The organism is Flavobacterium facile (assembly GCF_036321945.1).
GTDB lineage: Bacteria > Bacteroidota > Bacteroidia > Flavobacteriales > Flavobacteriaceae > Flavobacterium > Flavobacterium facile.
The window spans coordinates 1-16,913 of record NZ_JAZAYT010000031.1 but is presented as its reverse complement, the minus strand read 5'-3'; the positions used below and the strand labels follow the sequence as shown (position 1 = coordinate 16,913).

The following is a 16,913-nucleotide window of genomic DNA, read 5'->3' as shown; positions in this document are numbered from 1 at the left end:
TTTAAAAACCTGCCTGATAGAAACAAACAGGTTTTTTAATTTGTTTTTTATCCTCGTCCACCACGACCGCCACCGCCGCCTGATCTTCCGCCACCCATTGATCCGCCACCAGAGCTTCTTCCACCACCAAAGTCAGAACTTCTTGGTGTAGAAATTGTTCTTGGTGATTCACTTCTTGGAGTTGATATTGTTCTAGGTGATTCACTTCTTGGAATAGAAATAATTCTCGGTTGAGGAGTTTGACTTCTAGGAGTACCAGTATTGATAGTTCCTCTAGGAGTGTTCATTCTTGGTTCAGAAGTTTGATTTCTTGGAGTGTTACTATTTGAATTGTTTCTTGGTGAAATAGCTCTAGGTTGATAGTTTTGATTTCTAGGTGTTCCAACAGTATTTCCTCTTGGTTGAGATGATTGACTTCTTGGGTTTCCGATTGCATTTCCATTTCTTCCTGAAGAATATCTTCCAGCGTTTCCATTACTATTAATATAACCACCTCTTGGACCACTATTGTAAGATACGTTTCTACCGCCGCCATAATATACATTATTCCAGCCATTTCCGTACCAACCATTTCCGTACCAGCTGTTACCCCAATATGGACCATAATATCCTCCATACCAATTGTTGTATCCCCAACCATTTCCGTACCAACCATTATTCCAGCCCCAATTATTTCCATACCAACCATTGTTCCAACCCCAGTTGTTTCCATACCAATTGTTGTAACCCCAGCCATTTCCATACCAGCCAGAATTTCCATAAACATTTACAGTTACATTGCTAGTTTGGTTTTCACCCCAGCCAGCATATCTAGTGTCAGATTCTTGAACATAAACGGTATCTGGAGTAGATTTGTAGTTGTCTACATCAGTTAATACTTCAAAATCACTCTGCATGCTTTTGAATTGCTGGGCGTATTTATTATTGTCTTCAATTACAACAACATTTTCATCTTGAACTTGTCGTTCATAGGTAACGGTTTTATCTGGTCCGTAAACACCATCATTATCGTAATATGATGAATTTTGGTACGAACCACAAGCTGTCACTGTGATTGCACCAACAAATAGACTCAAAAATCTAAGTGTTTTTTGCTGAAAAGTGTAATTTGTTTTCATATATAGTAAATTTTATTGTTGGTCTTTACAAAATTAAGTAGTTTTGTACCACTAAATTAATACAAATAAAACAAATTTTGTGCCAATATTATAAAAATGAGTAAAAATTTAACAACTAGAAGCGAAGATTATTCTGCATGGTATAACGAATTAGTCGTAAAGGCTGATTTAGCTGAGAATTCAGGTGTAAGAGGTTGTATGGTAATTAAGCCATACGGTTATGCAATTTGGGAAAAAATGCAAGCAGAATTAGACAAAATGTTTAAAGAAACAGGTCATAGTAATGCATATTTCCCCTTATTTGTTCCGAAAAGCATGTTTGAAGCGGAAGAAAAAAATGCGGAAGGTTTTGCTAAAGAATGCGCTATTGTTACTCATTATAGATTGAAAAATGATCCAGATAAACCTGGGAAATTAATGGTAGATCCAAATGCTAAATTAGAGGAAGAATTAATTGTTCGTCCAACTTCTGAAGCTATTATTTGGAGTACATATAAAGGTTGGGTGCAATCGTATAGAGATTTACCTTTATTGATTAACCAATGGGCGAATGTAGTGCGTTGGGAAATGAGAACACGTTTGTTTTTAAGAACTGCGGAGTTTTTATGGCAAGAAGGACACACCGCTCACGCAACAAAAGCAGAAGCGATGGAAGAATCTGAAAAAATGATGAACGTATATGCTGATTTTGCTGAAAATTTCATGGCTATTCCTGTTGTGAAAGGTTTGAAAACTGAAACAGAGCGTTTTGCTGGTGCGGATGAAACGTTTTGTATTGAAGCGTTAATGCAAGATGGAAAAGCGCTACAAGCAGGAACGTCTCACTTTTTAGGTCAGAATTTTGCTAAAGCATTTGATGTGAAGTTTACGAATCAAGAAGGGAAACAAGAATATGTTTGGGGAACATCTTGGGGAGTTTCAACGCGTTTAATGGGTGCGTTAGTGATGACGCATTCTGATGATAACGGATTGGTATTGCCTCCAAATGTAGCACCAATTCAAGTGGTTATTGTGCCAATTTTTAAAACGGATGAAGAGTTTGCTAGAATTTCAGAAGTAGCAAATGGTTTAGTCGCTCAATTTAAGAAATTAAACATTTCAGTAAAATTTGACAACAGAACAACACAAAAACCTGGTTTCAAATTTGCAGAATGGGAATTAAAAGGAGTGCCAGTTCGTGTAGCAATTGGTCCGAAAGATTTAGAAAATGGAACTTTTGAAATCGCACGTAGAGATACGTTAACAAAAGAAGTAAAACCCGCGGATGGAATTGTGAGTTATATTCAAGACTTGTTAGAGCAAATTCAAAAGGATTTATTTAATAAAGCAGTGGATTACAGAACAGCTCATACAACAGAAGTGAATTCTTTTGAAGAATTTAAAGATGTTTTAGATAATAAAACAGGTTTTGTGTCGGCGCATTGGGATGGAACGGCAGAAACAGAAGAAAAAATAAAAGACTTAACGAAAGCAACTATCAGATGTATTCCTTTGGATAGAGTAGAAGAAGCTGGAGTTTGTATTTTAACAGGAGCGCCTTCAAAAGGAAGAGTTCTTTTCGCAAAAGCGTATTAGAGATTTTACAATTTGGGATTTGGAATTTAGGATTTCAGAAATTTATTTATTTTTTTAAAATAGTTAAATGCCTTATAAATAAGGCCTTAAGTTGAGGTTTTAAAAAAAATTAGAAAATTTTTGCGTCAGGTATTGCAAAAATAAAAAATAGTTGTATTTTTGCACTCGCATTACAGCAAATGCAATGGTCCGTTCGTCTATCGGTTAGGACGCCAGGTTTTCATCCTGGTAAGAGGGGTTCGATTCCCCTACGGACTACAATGTTTTTACTGAAACATAAAATCAGTTAATGGTCCGTTCGTCTATCGGTTAGGACGCCAGGTTTTCATCCTGGTAAGAGGGGTTCGATTCCCCTACGGACTACAAATTAGTTTTGAAATAGTTTTATAAAACAAAAGATGGTGTCTCCTTTTTTGTTTTGTTAGTTAAAACTGAAGTGATTGATTTTATTAAAATTCAATTGTGGGAGGTTTTTCTTGTTTTTACTAATAAGTAAATAAAGTTATTACAATTTAAAAATTAAGAAAATGGCAAATCATAAGTCAGCTTTAAAAAGAATTAGAAGCAACGAAAAAAGAAGAGTATTAAACAAATACCAACACAAAACTACACGTAATGCTATTAAAGCAATTCGTTTAGCAACTGTAAAAGCAGAAGCTGCTGCAAAGTTACCTACAGTTATTTCAATGATCGACAAGTTAGCTAAGAAAAACATTATTCACGCTAACAAAGCTTCAAACTTAAAATCTAAGTTAACAAGATTAGTTGCTAGTTTATAATTAGAACTTACAATTTATACAAAATCCCATTCTGTTTTCAGAATGGGATTTTTTTATTTAGACCTGACAGGTTTCAAAAACCTGTCAGGTCTTTTTTTTTTTTTAAAATTCTGTTTTTCTTGTCTAGCTGTCGGTTGTGCGGTATCTTTTGGTTTAATTATGCTCAAGACAATTAAACAAAAGATATAGCGGAACACGCGACTGTTAGTGTATTGAAAATGAATAGTTCTGCTCCTAAATTTATTAAAATGTAAACAAAACAAATAGTTGTTTGAATATCAAGATAATAAACGTACCTTTGCACTTTCAAAAAAAGAATATATGTCATCTATTAGAAACATTGCAATTATTGCCCACGTTGACCACGGTAAAACTACATTGGTTGATAAAATTATGTATCACTGTCAATTGTTCCGTGATAACGAAAATACTGGAGATTTAATTTTAGATAATAACGACTTAGAGCGTGAAAGAGGAATTACTATTACTTCTAAAAACGTATCTGTTTCTTACAAAGGAACTAAGATTAATATTATTGACACTCCAGGTCACGCCGATTTTGGTGGTGAAGTAGAGCGTGTATTAAACATGGCCGATGGTGTATGTTTGTTAGTAGATGCTTTTGAAGGACCAATGCCACAAACTCGTTTCGTATTACAAAAAGCTATCGATTTAGGTTTAAAACCTTGCGTAGTAATTAATAAAGTGGACAAAGAAAACTGTACTCCAGAAGAAGTTCACGAAAAAGTATTCGATTTAATGTTCGAATTAGGTGCTACTGAAGCACAATTAGATTTCCCTGCTGTTTATGGTTCTGCTAAAAACAACTGGATGTCTGATCATTGGGAAAACGTAACGGATAACGTAGAAGCGTTATTAGATATGGTTATTGAGCACGTACCAGCTCCAAAAGTTGGACAAGGAACGCCTCAAATGTTAATTACATCTTTAGATTTCTCTGCATTTACAGGTCGTATCGCGATTGGTAGATTAGAAAGAGGTGAATTAAAAGAAGGAATGAACATTTCGTTAGTAAAACGTGATGGTTCTATTACAAAATCAAAAATTAAAGAATTACACACTTTTGAAGGTTTAGGTCGTAAGAAAGTAGAAAGTGTAATTGCTGGAGATATTTGTGCAATTATTGGTGTAGATGGTTTTGAAATTGGTGATACTATTGCCGATTTTGAAAATCCAGAAGCTTTAACTTCAATTGCTATTGATGAGCCAACAATGAGTATGTTGTTTACAATTAACGACTCACCATTCTTTGGTAAAGAAGGAAAATTTGTAACGTCTCGTCATATTAGAGAAAGATTAGAAAAAGAATTAGAGAAAAACTTAGCTATGAGAATGGGTGAGACTGATTCTGCTGATAAATTCATGGTTTTTGGTCGTGGAGTATTACACTTATCTGTTCTTATTGAAACAATGAGAAGAGAAGGTTACGAATTACAAATTGGACAACCACAAGTTATCATTAAAGAAGTTAATGGTGTTAAATGTGAACCAATTGAAGAATTAACTATCGATTTACCAGAAAGTTTATCAGGTAGAGCTGTAGAGTTTGTTACTTTACGTAAAGGTGAAATGTTAAGCATGGAAACTAAAGGGGAACGTATGATTATTAAATTCAATATTCCATCTCGTGGAATTATTGGATTACGTAACCAATTACTTACCGCTACTGCTGGTGAGGCAATTATGGCACACCGTTTTATTGGATACGAACCATACAAAGGTGAAATTTCTGGACGTAACAAAGGTTCATTGATTTCTATGGAAAAAGGAAAAGCGATTCCTTATTCTATTGATAAATTACAAGATAGAGGTAAATTTTTCGTGGAACCAAATGCTGAAATCTATGAAGGTCAGGTAATTGGTGAAAACTCTCGTGGTGATGATATGTGTGTAAACGTAACGAAAGAGAAAAAACAATCTAACGTACGTTCATCTGGAAATGATGAAAAAGCAAGAATTATTCCTCCAGTTATTTTCTCTCTTGAAGAAGCTTTAGAATACATTCAAAAAGATGAATATGTAGAGTGTACTCCAAAATCTATTCGTTTAAGAAAAATTCATTTAACGGAAACGGACAGAAAACGTTTTAAAATCTAATTAGATTTTTTATAAATATACTAAACCACGAATTTCATTTGATCTTCGTGGTTTTTTTTTATTCCCCTTTTTTAAGAGAGGTGTCCGAATAGTGGGTGTCTTTTTTCACCGCAGATTCACAGATTTTTTAACTATCTATTTTATAAATGAATAAAAATGAAATTAATTTAGTTCACGCAAAGGCGCTAAGTCGCAAAGGATTTAATGGTTCAACTTTGCGGCTTTGCGTGATTTTTAGATATTTGTTAGAATCTACATCGTCTAAGCATCTATTACTATAATTTTTGTAAAGCTGAAAGCACAATCACTACAATTCACACTATTTATTTAAAAGCGTTACACACTTCAAAAATATAAAAAACCTATAATTCACACCAAAACACTAGGATAAGTGTTTTTTTTTTTTGTTTTGTATGAATTTAACTTTTTCTTACAAATGAAAAAAACACTACTTTTCTTATTGTTTTCTATTATTACAACAGCACAAAGTTTAGACCCAACTTTTGATACCGATGGTTTGGTGAATAACCCAATTTCTACTACTCCTTCCATACAAAATGCTTATGATGGTATTTTGCAACCTGATGGTAAAATGATTTATGTAGGACGTTATTTTGATGGAACAGTAATTACGAAAGGTTTTATTGTAAGATTCAATACAGACGGAACAAAAGATACGTCATTTGCTACAGGTGGTATTAGCATTTTTGGTGTTAATGGTTTTCAAAGCGTTACTTTACAAGCGGATGGTAAAATTCTTGTTGCAGGTACAAGCAGTGTGTATCGATTAACAGCAAACGGTATAGTTGATACAAGTTTTAACAGTATTGGTTATAAAACTATTAGTTTGTCTGGGCAAAATATGAATATGAAATGTGTTTCTGTACAGTCAGATAACAAAATTGTAGTTTCGGGATTTATTAGTAATGGAACCAATAATGATGTTGCTGTGGCTAGGTTAAATACTGACGGTACTTTTGATACTACATTTGATACAGATGGAATTTATACATTTATTTCTTCTTCAATTGATAATGGATTTACTCACAAAATACAAGCAGATGGTAAAATCGTGATTGTAGGAGATACGGGAGCAACAACTGCTGCAAAAAACTTTTTAATTGTTCGTCTTAATATTAATGGAACTTTAGATACTACATTTAATTTAACTGGTTATGCAATTACAGATTTTTCATCCAGTGTTGATTATGCACGTGATATACAAATTTTGCCCGATAATTCTATTTTAGTTTTAGGTTCTTCGGCTGGTAATGTGGCATTGGCTAAATATACAACTTCGGGTGCTTTAGACACTTCTTTTAATACAACAGGTAAAAAAACATTTACTATTATTTCAAATCAAGCAACTACTAGTACATCAACAAGTTTACATTATTTCTCAAAATTTAGTATTTTACCAACAGGAGAAGTTATAATTTCATGTACAAATAATGGAGATTATACAATTGTAAAATTAAATACAGCTTATAATTTAGATACTACTTTTGGTATCAATGGAATTTTTACTTCAAATTCGGAAGCTGATATTTCTACAATTTTACAAATTAAACCCAATGGAAATATAATTACTGGCGGTATAAGTTTTACAACAGCCTTAAATAGTGATGCAAAAATTAAGGAAGTAGAAATTGCAAGTAACGGAACATTAATAAATTCAGTAACTAAAAACTTGTTTTTAGGAGTTGATAAATTTATTTCAATGAATAAAAATGCAAATGGCGATATTTTTGTATTAGCCAATACACCCAATCCTACTTTGTTTAAATATAATTCATCTGGACAATTAGATGTTACTTTTGGAGTAAGTGGAAAAGTCATCTTGCCAGATAGTGCAGAAAATGATTGTAAAATAAATATTTTTTCTGATAAAATATTTGTTTATTTAGATTTTGGAATTTATAAATTTAATAGTAACGGAACTTTAGATACCAGTTTTGATACGGATGGATATATTAATATGGGAACTGTGTTAAATAGTTTTAATAATAATTATAGTCTTGGAAATATGGATGATGTTAAAATAGATGCATTTGGTAATTTAATTGTTGCAATTGATATTTACATAACTGGTGGTTCTATTAATTATTTTTCAATGGGGGTATTAAAATTTTTAAATAACGGTTTAGTAGATGTCTCTTTTGGGAATAATGGATTGTTCACGACAAGATTTAATAGTGATTTAAATTTTCGTGAATTTCCTCAAAACATTATTTTACAAAATGATGGTAAGATTAAAATTTTAGGACAGTTTCATCATAACCAAAATATACCAATTCAATATACTTTTTGCTCTTTTAGAATAAATTCTAATGGTGTTTTAGATACAGCTTATGGAAATAACGGTAAAACAACTAATACATTCCCTTCATTAATTAATTGGCCAATAAATTCATTCATTTTTAGTGACAATAGTGTTTTGTGTTTTATGAAAAGTCAAAATAATTCAGAAATGAAATCTATAAAATTCTTAGCTGATGGTGCAGTAGATTTATCTCATGGAACAAACGGTATTAGTAATGATTTTGTAGGTTCAAATAACAGCACAATGGTATTTCAACCAGACGGAAAATACCTTAAAGCAGGCTCTAAAAACAATCATTTTTCAATTAGTCGTTATAATGCGGATGGTTCTGTTGATACTTCTTTTGGTACAAATGGTGAATTAAACCCAATTGTAGGTTATGCTTCTTCAATATCTGATATTTTATTACAAGCCGATGGTAAAATTGTAGTTGGTGGTACATCTACAACTAGTGATAATCAATTGGCGGTTATTGCCCGTTTTACCAATACCATTTTAGGAACTTTAGATTTTTCATCTTCAAAAAATACATTGTCAATTTACCCAAATCCAATAGAAACTTCCGCTACTTTTGAGTTTACTTTAAACAACTCAGAAAACATTAACATAGAATTATATGATATTCAAGGTAAATTGGTACAAACAATTGCTAATAACCAAGAGTATTCTGTAGGAAATCATAAATTACCAATTGAATTACCTTATCATTTAAATTCGGGTAATTATTTCTTGAAATTAACTTCTACAACAGGCAGTCAATCCATTCAAATTATTAAAAAGTAATTTTTTTTCAAATACAATAAACCACGAATTTCATTTGATTTTCGTGGTTTTTTTATGCCTATAATTAATATTTTGTAAGAAATCGCAAAATCAATATGTAAAAACCCTAACTTTGTTATTCAAAAACCTTGAACCATGGAAATTAAATTAAAAAACGGAATTGATAGATTAGAGTTCGGTATGACTCCAAAATACGTAGAAGCTTTATGTGGTAAGCCGAATAAGACGTTTACAGATGACGAGAACAATACGATTTATGTGTACAACAAAGAACGTATGAAGTTAACGTTTTATGTAGAAGAAGACATGAAATTAGGTTATATTACTACTACAAATCCAGCAATTAAATTGTTTGGTTCTTCTATAATAAATCAGCCTTGGGATGTAGTGAATGGCGATTTAGCTTTAAATAAAATTACCAAATTTGAAAAAGACTCAGAAGAAGGAATTGATATTTATTTTAACGAAGACAATTGGTTGTTTTTCCATGTAGACTATGACGAAGTCGTTGAGGTTGAAATTGGTGCCATAATCAACGATAAAGACGAATTTGAATGGAAGTTTAGAGGATAAAACATAAAAAAAAACGGCAAACATCTAATGTAGAGTTTGCCGTTTTTTATTTTAATTCAGAATTTATTTCAACTTGAATTTTTCTTTTAAAAATTTCACAGCCATAGCATTCGCTTCGGTTGCAGCTTTTTCATCAAATTTCGGATTACTTGGATTTGCGAAAGCATGTTCCGCTTCAAAAATTTTATAGTTTAACGATTTGTTCGCTGTTTTCATGTTTGCAGCAAACTCTTCAATAATTTTTTTAGAAATCCATTCTTCTGTAGCAAATAAACCTAACACCTCACAATTTATGGTTTTCAATTTTTCTACATCTTGAACAGGCATTCCATAATACATCACTGAACCAATTGCTTGTTTCTTAGATAAAATCGCAGATTTTAAAGACCATCCGCCACCAAAACACCAGCCAATACTCGCCACTTTTGCTTTTTTACCAGCATAAGCCAAAGCGCCGTTTACGATATTTTCTAATCGTTTCTCATCTGCGCCTTGCATGTATTTTGCTGCGTCTTCTCGAGTAGTAGCTACTTTTCCATCATACATATCAATGGCTAAAACATTTACGTTTCCACCCATTTCATTGTATAAAATATCGGCTTGTTTTTTAATGTGATCATTCAATCCCCACCATTCTTGATATACAAAAAGCCATTTTTTTGATTTGGTTTTCGATTTTACGAAATACGCATTTCCGTCAGTAACATCTGTAGTTTTGAAAGTTATCATTTCACCTCCAACTAAAGAATTGTGTGTGTATTCTAATGGAAGTTGATGTGAAGCTACGAAGTTTTTATCTGTAGTAAATTCCGACATATTTCCTTCGTTGGAAGCAAAAGCCAATTGACAACAACTTTGCGAATAAGAAAGTGAAGTGGTTAGTGCTACCAATAACATTAAGATAATTTTTTTCATTTTGAGTTGATTTTTATTATTTGTTTTTCAAAATTACACATAAAAAAAACACGCTCAAGGCGTGTTTTATAATTTTTAACTATTGTTGGATAGTGTTTTCTTTTGTGAAGCATAAATGAAATAAAATCCAAGTATGATAAAAGGAATACTTAACCATTGTCCAGTAGATAATGCATTGAACATTGGATATTCTTCAAAGCCACCTTGACTATCTTTTACAAACTCTACAAAAAATCGAACCGACCAAAGTAAAACTAAAAACGTTCCGAATAGTAATCCTGGTTTGTTTCTCGCGTCGGTTTTCCAATACATATATAATAAGATGATGAAAACTGGAACGTATAAAATCGCTTCAAACAATTGAGCTGGATATCTGTAAGGAATTTTTTCTAAAATATCTTTAAATTGAATATCTTTCGCAATCGCATTATACGCTTGCGTTCCGTCAGGAATGTTTGTTAATTGAGAGGCCAATTGTGGTGGCAAATTATCTTCGCCTTTAACGAATTTCATTGCCATGAAACTGTCTTTTGAAGTTGTTTTTCCAAAAATTTCTGAATTCATAAAGTTTCCTAAACGAATAAAAATCGCTCCAGAAGCCACTGGAATTACAATTCTATCTAAAATCCATAATAACGGACGTTGAAGTACTTTTGTTTTGATATAATACATGGTGATGATGATAGCAATTGCCGCACCATGACTTGCTAATCCACTAAAACCAGTAAAATGAAATTCGGGTTTAGTGCTAAATGGCAACAAAACACTTAAAGGGTCTTGTGAAATTAATTCGGGTTGGTAAAAAAACACATGACCTAAACGTGCGCCAACCATTGTAGCAACAATTGTGTAAACAAATAAATTGTCTAATTTTTCAATAGATTCGTTTTCTCTATCAAAAATAAGTTTCATAATGTACCAGCCAAGTGCAAAAGCCGCAACCCATGTTAAGCTGTAAAAACGAATCATGAAAAAACCTAAATCGATACCTTCTGTTGGATTCCAAATCATATTTTATATGTTATTTTAGTATTTAAACTTTTTACTTAAAACTTATCCCTTTTGCCTTTTTACTTGGCTCTTTTTACTTTTTCCTTGGTTCTTTTCTAAGGAACCGGATCGTAACCGCTTCTTCCCCAAGGATGACAGCTACCAATTCTTTTAATCGCGAGCCAACTTCCTTTTAGTATTCCGTGTTTTTCTAATGCTTCTTTACTGTAACTTGAGCAAGTAGGAGCAAACCTACAAGTTGCTGGTGTTAAAGGCGAAATTACGATTTGATAAAACCGAATAATTACGATAAACGGAAAAATTAAAATTTTCTTCATATTTTGTTACTAATAAAGTATCAAACTTTTATCTTTTTACTTTTTCCTTGGCTCTTTTTTATAAGGTAAAACTCGTTCCTTCTTTTCCGTCTTTCAATTGAATATCTAAAACAGCTAATTTATCTCTAATTTCATCAGATAAAGCCCAGTTTTTATTCGCTCTAGCTTCCATTCTCATTTCGATAAGCATTTCAATAACACTTCCCAATTTATTATTATTTCCTTCCGCTTTTTTATTCGTTAATCCTAAAACATCAAAAACAAAAATGTCTAAAGTTGCTTTTAATTCAGCTAAATCAGCTGCAGAAATCGTTTCTTTTTTATCATTCAATACATTGATAATTCGAACCGCTTCAAATAATTGAGCAATTAAAATCGTAGTATTGAAATCGTCATTCATCGCATCATAACACGCTTTTTTCCATGTAGCAATATCAACTGAAGATGAATTGCTAACTTCAATTTTTGATACAACATCTATAGCTTCCATCAAACGATTGTAGCCTTTTTCACTCGCCACCATGGCTTCATTAGAAATATCTAAAACGCCACGATAATGCGCTTGCATAAAGCAAAAGCGCACCACACTTGGATCAAATGCTTTTTCGAAGAAATCATTTTTACCATCTAGTAATTCCATTGGTAAAATATAATTTCCAGTGCTTTTACTCATTCGTAAACCATTCATAGTAAGCATGTTAGTATGCATCCAATAGTTTACAGGTCTGTGTCCATTACAAGCCGTCCCTTGTGCGATTTCACATTCGTGATGTGGAAATTTTAAATCTAAACCACCACCGTGAATGTCGAAAGTTTCACCTAAGTATTTCGTACTCATGGCTGTACATTCTAAATGCCAACCTGGAAAACCAGCTCCCCAAGGTGAATTCCAACGCATAATATGTGCTGGAGATGCATTTTTCCAAAGGGCAAAATCTTGCGGATTTCTCTTTTCCGATTGTCCATCTAAATCTCTGGTATTGGCTAGTAAATCTTCAATATTTCTATTGTTTAATTCGCCGTAATTTAAACCACGTTTGTTATATTCTAACACATCAAAATAAACCGAACCCTGACTCTCATAAGCAAAACCAGTTTCAATTAATTTTTGAGTTAATTCAATTTGTTCTATAATATGTCCTGTTGCCGTTGGCTCAATAGTTGGAGGTAAGAAATTGAAAGTTTCTAAAACTCTATGAAAATCAACCGTATATTTTTGTACAATTTCCATTGGTTCTAATTTTTCTAAACGAGATTGTTTTACAAATCTGTCATTATCTACATCGCCATCATCTGTTAAATGTCCAGCATCTGTAATATTTCGTACATATCTAACTTTGTAACCTAAATGCAATAAATAACGATAAATCATGTCAAAACTCATAAAAGTTCTCACATTTCCTAAATGCACATTGCTGTAAACCGTTGGTCCACAAACATACATACCAATTTGACCTTCGTGAATCGATTTAAAATTTTCTTTTTTTCCCGATAAAGAATTATACACCTGAAGTGGATGGGTTTGGTAAAGTGACATTTTGTTTAATTTATGTTTAATTATTTTTTTTGGAGCTTTATCCTGCTTTACGTTACAATCTTTTTATTTGTTGTATTCAGTTTGTCTTTAGCAACAAATAAAAAGGATTTTCACTGCAATCAGGGCTAGTTAAAATCTCGTATCTAATTTAATATAGTCTAAGAATTCTCTTTTTACTTTTTCTTCTTTAAATTTTCCGCCGAATTCAGAAGTAACAGTGCTACTTTCAATATCTTTAATTCCACGAGAATTTACACACATGTGTTTCGCATCAATTACACAAGCTACATCTTCCGTGTTTAATACTTCTTGTAATTCTTTTACAATTTGAATCGTTAAACGTTCTTGAACTTGAGGTCTTTTCGCGTAAAATTCCACAATTCTGTTCATTTTAGATAAACCTACAACTGTTCCGTTTGAAATGTAAGCAATATGAGCCCTACCATATATAGGTAGTAAATGGTGTTCACAAGTAGAATATACTACAATGTTTTTCTCCACCAACATTTCTCCGTATTTGTACTTGTTATCAAAAGTAGAAGCGCTTGGTTTTTTATTTGGATTTAATCCGCCAAAAATTTCTTTCACAAACATTTTTGCTACTCTATTTGGCGTGCCTTTCAAACTATCGTCTGTTAAGTCCATTCCAAGAGTTAGTAATATGTTTTCTACGTCTTTTTTTATTCTTGTAATTTTTTCCTCGTCAGAAATATCAAAAGCGTCCTCTCTAACTGGATTATGAGTGTTTGTAGCAATATGGTTATTGCCTATTTCGTCGTTTTGTTCTTCGTTATTAATCATCATACCTTTAGTTTGCAAATTACTGCAAATATATACATTTCTAAATAAATTTGATTTATATTATTTTGAAAGTAAATTCCTAACTATTATTTTTTGTATTTAAGTGTTCTATTGTAAAATATCGATAAAAAACATATAAAACCGACGAAATGCATCTGTTTTTGTTAAAAAAGCAATTTATTAACGTAAAGTTAAATTTTTATTTATTTTTGCTAGATACAATCAACTACTTATTACTAATTATATTCAAAAAAATGAAAAAATTTTTACTCTTATTTGTAACGGCTTTATCTTTTTCACAATGTCCTATTACAAATTATAGTCCTATTTGCGATGGAGGATTGCCACCTGCGTCAAACACTACCGGTCCTTTTCCTGGTCCACCATCTAATTGTTTGGGTTCTACTCCAAGAAGATCATTTCATCCAATTCAAGTGAATTCAACTGGAAATATTCAACTAACTATTACTCAAGGAAGTAATCCGCCTTTATACAATAATATAGACGTTGATTTTGAAGCTTGGGGACCATTCAGTACTTTAACTCAAGCTTTAAATTGTAGTAATTTTTCTGGTTTAGATGGCGTTCCTAATACGCCAAGTAATTTAGTTGCTTGTAGTTATAACGGAGCAGCAATTGAAACTTTTACAATACCTAATGCAATTTCAGGTCAGTACTACATGGTAATGATAACCAATTTTAATGGTGGTGCGGGATATGTACAAATTTTAGGAGGTACACCATCGTCTCCTATTACCAATCAATTAAGTTGTGATCCGGTTTGTGGAGTTAGAATTAAAAATTTTTTAGGAAATGAATTGGATGTAATTAATTGTGCTCCTACACCTATATCTGAAGTTTTAACTGCTAGGCCTAATAATCCGGGTTTAACAACACCTGTTTATAAATGGTATTTAAATAATGTCTTGCAACCTTTGTTAACGACGCAGTCGATTACAGTCACCCAGTCTGGTACATGGAAAGTTGAAGTAACTAGTCCATTATGTGGAAATTCTGTTTATGATGATGAAATATTTGTACAATTTAACAGACCTCCTTCTTTAACAAATATTGGGACTCAAATTGTTAATAACAGCACGAATTGTACAATTAATCTACAAGCTTTAATTGCTAGTATTGTTGGATCAGTAAATGTTTCAAATTACACTTTAACATTTCATACTTCTATAACAGATGCAAATAATGATGTTAATCCAATAACAAATTTAACTAATTATCAGCCTCTTTTTGATAGAAACATTTTTATTAGGTTAGAAGTTAATGGATCACCTACATGTAATAGAACACAAAACATCATGACAATTGATGTACAATGTTTAAATGATGCAACTGCAACTGGAAATTCAATATGTCAAACAGGAACAAATACAGGTACTCTAAATTTTGTTGGTACGCCAGGTGCAACTGTATATTTTGATGTTTCACCAGCAGTACTACCAGCAGATTATAGCGTAGTTTTAAATGGGTCTGGTATGGGAACTTGGACTTCACCAGTTTTAACTGCAACTACTACTTACGATTTAACAAGTATAACAGGTGGTTCGCCAGTAACTACAAATACTTTAAGTTCAACGGCTACAATTACTGTAGTTACCGCACCAAAAGCAGGAACTGGAAATCCAAAAGCCTTTTGTAGTACAGATACTCCAGAAGATTTGTTTTTGTCTATCACTGGTCCAAAAGACGCAGGAGGGACATGGTCACCAGCAATGGCAAGTGGAACAGGAGTTTATAATCCAGCTCTAGATACACCAGGAACTTATACTTATAGTATTAATTTAGCAGGCTGTGCGCCATCAAGTACTACAGTTGTTGTTTCAGAAAATGTTCAGCCTAATGCTGGTGCAGATGGAAGTACAACAATTTGCGAAAGTAGTACAACAGCCATTAATTTATTTAGCTATTTAACTGGCGCTCAAATAGGAGGGACATGGTCAATAGATCCAACTTCAACAGGAGTAGGCGGAACATTTAATTCTGCTGCAGGTACGTTTTTACCAGCAGTAGGAGCAACAAGTTATGTTTTTAGATATGAATTAACAGGTACCTCGCCATGTGCTAACGATTTCAGTTTAGTAAATGTTACATTAACTGCTGCACCCAATGCCGGTACAGGTAATCCAAAAGCCTTTTGTAGTTCAGATACTCCAGAAGATTTGTTTTTATCTATCACTGGTCCAAAAGACGCAGGAGGAACATGGTCGCCAGCAATGGCAAGTGGAACAGGAGTTTATAATCCAGCTTTAGATACACCAGGAACTTATACTTATAGTTTTAATTTAGCAGGCTGTACGCCATCAAGCACTACTGTTGTTGTTTCTGAGCAAGCACAACCTAATGCAGGAACAAATGGTACTTTAACAGTTTGCCAAGGTACAATACCTACAAATGCACAATTATTTGCACAATTAGGAGGAACGCCAAATGCAGGAGGTTCATGGACGAATTCTGGTTTAGTTTATACTTATACTGTTGCTGCAATAGCGCCATGTACAACAAATGCTTCAGCTACTGTTACTGTAACAGAACAACCACAACCTAATGCAGGAACAAATGGTACTTTAACAGTTTGTCAAGGTACAACACCTACAAATGCACAATTATTTGCACAATTAGGAGGAACACCAAATGCAGGAGGATCATGGACGAATTCTGGTTTAGTTTATACTTATACTGTTACTGCAATAGCGCCATGTACAACAAATGCTTCAGCTACTGTTACCGTAACGGAACAAGCACAACCTAATGCAGGAACAAATGGTACTTTAACAGTTTGTCAAGGTACAACACCTACAAATGCGCAATTATTTGCACAATTAGGAGGCACGCCAACAGCAGGAGGAAGTTGGACAAATTCAGGTTTTGTTTATACTTATACTGTTGCTGCAATAGCGCCATGTACAACAAATGCTTCAGCTACTGTTACTGTAACAGAACAACCACAACCTAATGCAGGAACAAATGGTACTTTAACAGTTTGTCAAGGTACAACACCTACAAATGCGCAATTATTTGCACAATTAGGAGGAACGCCAACTGCTG

General features: G+C 33.0%; 12 protein-coding genes and 2 tRNA genes. 8 read left to right on the top strand and 6 right to left on the bottom strand.

What is annotated here, in order from left to right:
• Positions 1-47: 47 nt before the first annotated feature.
• Entirely contained in the window at positions 48-1,118 is a 1,071-nt protein-coding gene (locus tag UEQ13_RS06670; protein ID WP_329805562.1) for a hypothetical protein, read from the bottom strand.
• A gap of 96 nt (positions 1,119-1,214) precedes the next feature.
• On the opposite strand from UEQ13_RS06670, the gene proS reads away from it, so the two are divergent.
• The 7 genes from proS to UEQ13_RS06635 all read left to right on the top strand — a co-directional run bounded on the left by proS (position 1,215) and on the right by UEQ13_RS06635 (position 9,269).
• Positions 1,215-2,693, top strand: a complete 1,479-nt coding sequence (gene proS, locus UEQ13_RS06665) for a proline--tRNA ligase (protein WP_329805561.1) — start codon at positions 1,215-1,217, stop codon at positions 2,691-2,693.
• Between the two features lie 186 nt (positions 2,694-2,879).
• Positions 2,880-2,951: transfer RNA gene (locus tag UEQ13_RS06660), tRNA-Glu, on the top strand.
• A 33-nt stretch (positions 2,952-2,984) separates the two neighbouring features.
• Positions 2,985-3,056 (top strand) — tRNA-Glu (locus UEQ13_RS06655).
• A gap of 164 nt (positions 3,057-3,220) precedes the next feature.
• The gene (rpsT, locus tag UEQ13_RS06650) at positions 3,221-3,472 is read left to right on the top strand and encodes a 30S ribosomal protein S20 (RefSeq protein WP_166127941.1); all 252 of its coding nucleotides are present in this window, start codon (positions 3,221-3,223) and stop codon (positions 3,470-3,472) included.
• 321 nt (positions 3,473-3,793) lie between these two features.
• Entirely contained in the window at positions 3,794-5,590 is a 1,797-nt protein-coding gene (typA, locus tag UEQ13_RS06645; RefSeq protein WP_329805560.1) for a translational GTPase TypA, read from the top strand.
• A gap of 436 nt (positions 5,591-6,026) precedes the next feature.
• Entirely contained in the window at positions 6,027-8,696 is a 2,670-nt protein-coding gene (locus UEQ13_RS06640) for a T9SS type A sorting domain-containing protein (RefSeq protein WP_329805559.1), read from the top strand.
• 135 nt (positions 8,697-8,831) lie between these two features.
• The gene (locus UEQ13_RS06635; protein WP_329805558.1) at positions 8,832-9,269 is read left to right on the top strand and encodes a hypothetical protein; all 438 of its coding nucleotides are present in this window, start codon (positions 8,832-8,834) and stop codon (positions 9,267-9,269) included.
• Positions 9,270-9,332: 63 nt separating this feature from the next.
• On the opposite strand, the gene UEQ13_RS06630 is transcribed toward UEQ13_RS06635, so the two are convergent.
• The 5 genes from UEQ13_RS06630 to folE form a co-directional block, all read right to left on the bottom strand.
• Positions 9,333-10,184 carry a dienelactone hydrolase family protein gene (locus UEQ13_RS06630; RefSeq protein ID WP_329805557.1) on the bottom strand — a complete coding sequence of 284 codons (852 nt, stop codon included), beginning with the start codon at positions 10,182-10,184 and terminating at the stop codon, positions 9,333-9,335.
• Between the two features lie 75 nt (positions 10,185-10,259).
• The gene (gene lgt / locus UEQ13_RS06625; RefSeq protein WP_329805556.1) at positions 10,260-11,195 is read right to left on the bottom strand and encodes a prolipoprotein diacylglyceryl transferase; all 936 of its coding nucleotides are present in this window, start codon (positions 11,193-11,195) and stop codon (positions 10,260-10,262) included.
• A 95-nt stretch (positions 11,196-11,290) separates the two neighbouring features.
• Entirely contained in the window at positions 11,291-11,512 is a 222-nt protein-coding gene (yidD, locus tag UEQ13_RS06620; RefSeq protein ID WP_329805555.1) for a membrane protein insertion efficiency factor YidD, read from the bottom strand.
• Between the two features lie 58 nt (positions 11,513-11,570).
• A complete protein-coding gene (gene cysS / locus UEQ13_RS06615; protein WP_329805554.1) occupies positions 11,571-13,049 on the bottom strand; it encodes a cysteine--tRNA ligase in 1,479 nt (492 codons plus the stop codon).
• Positions 13,050-13,178: 129 nt separating this feature from the next.
• A complete protein-coding gene (gene folE, locus UEQ13_RS06610; protein ID WP_329805791.1) occupies positions 13,179-13,850 on the bottom strand; it encodes a GTP cyclohydrolase I FolE in 672 nt (223 codons plus the stop codon).
• A 254-nt stretch (positions 13,851-14,104) separates the two neighbouring features.
• Here folE and UEQ13_RS06605 point away from each other — a divergent pair.
• On the top strand, positions 14,105-16,913 hold a 2,809-nt coding region (locus UEQ13_RS06605), incomplete at its 3' end, for a hypothetical protein (protein ID WP_329805553.1).

Coding starts and splice junctions, on each gene's coding strand:
- UEQ13_RS06670 (WP_329805562.1), bottom strand. CDS start 1,118: ATGAAAACAAATTACACTTTTCAGCAAAAAACACTTAGATTTTTGAGT.
- proS (WP_329805561.1), top strand. CDS start 1,215: ATGAGTAAAAATTTAACAACTAGAAGCGAAGATTATTCTGCATGGTAT.
- rpsT (WP_166127941.1), top strand. CDS start 3,221: ATGGCAAATCATAAGTCAGCTTTAAAAAGAATTAGAAGCAACGAAAAA.
- typA (WP_329805560.1), top strand. CDS start 3,794: ATGTCATCTATTAGAAACATTGCAATTATTGCCCACGTTGACCACGGT.
- UEQ13_RS06640 (WP_329805559.1), top strand. CDS start 6,027: ATGAAAAAAACACTACTTTTCTTATTGTTTTCTATTATTACAACAGCA.
- UEQ13_RS06635 (WP_329805558.1), top strand. CDS start 8,832: ATGGAAATTAAATTAAAAAACGGAATTGATAGATTAGAGTTCGGTATG.
- UEQ13_RS06630 (WP_329805557.1), bottom strand. CDS start 10,184: ATGAAAAAAATTATCTTAATGTTATTGGTAGCACTAACCACTTCACTT.
- lgt (WP_329805556.1), bottom strand. CDS start 11,195: ATGATTTGGAATCCAACAGAAGGTATCGATTTAGGTTTTTTCATGATT.
- yidD (WP_329805555.1), bottom strand. CDS start 11,512: ATGAAGAAAATTTTAATTTTTCCGTTTATCGTAATTATTCGGTTTTAT.
- cysS (WP_329805554.1), bottom strand. CDS start 13,049: ATGTCACTTTACCAAACCCATCCACTTCAGGTGTATAATTCTTTATCG.
- folE (WP_329805791.1), bottom strand. CDS start 13,850: ATGATTAATAACGAAGAACAAAACGACGAAATAGGCAATAACCATATT.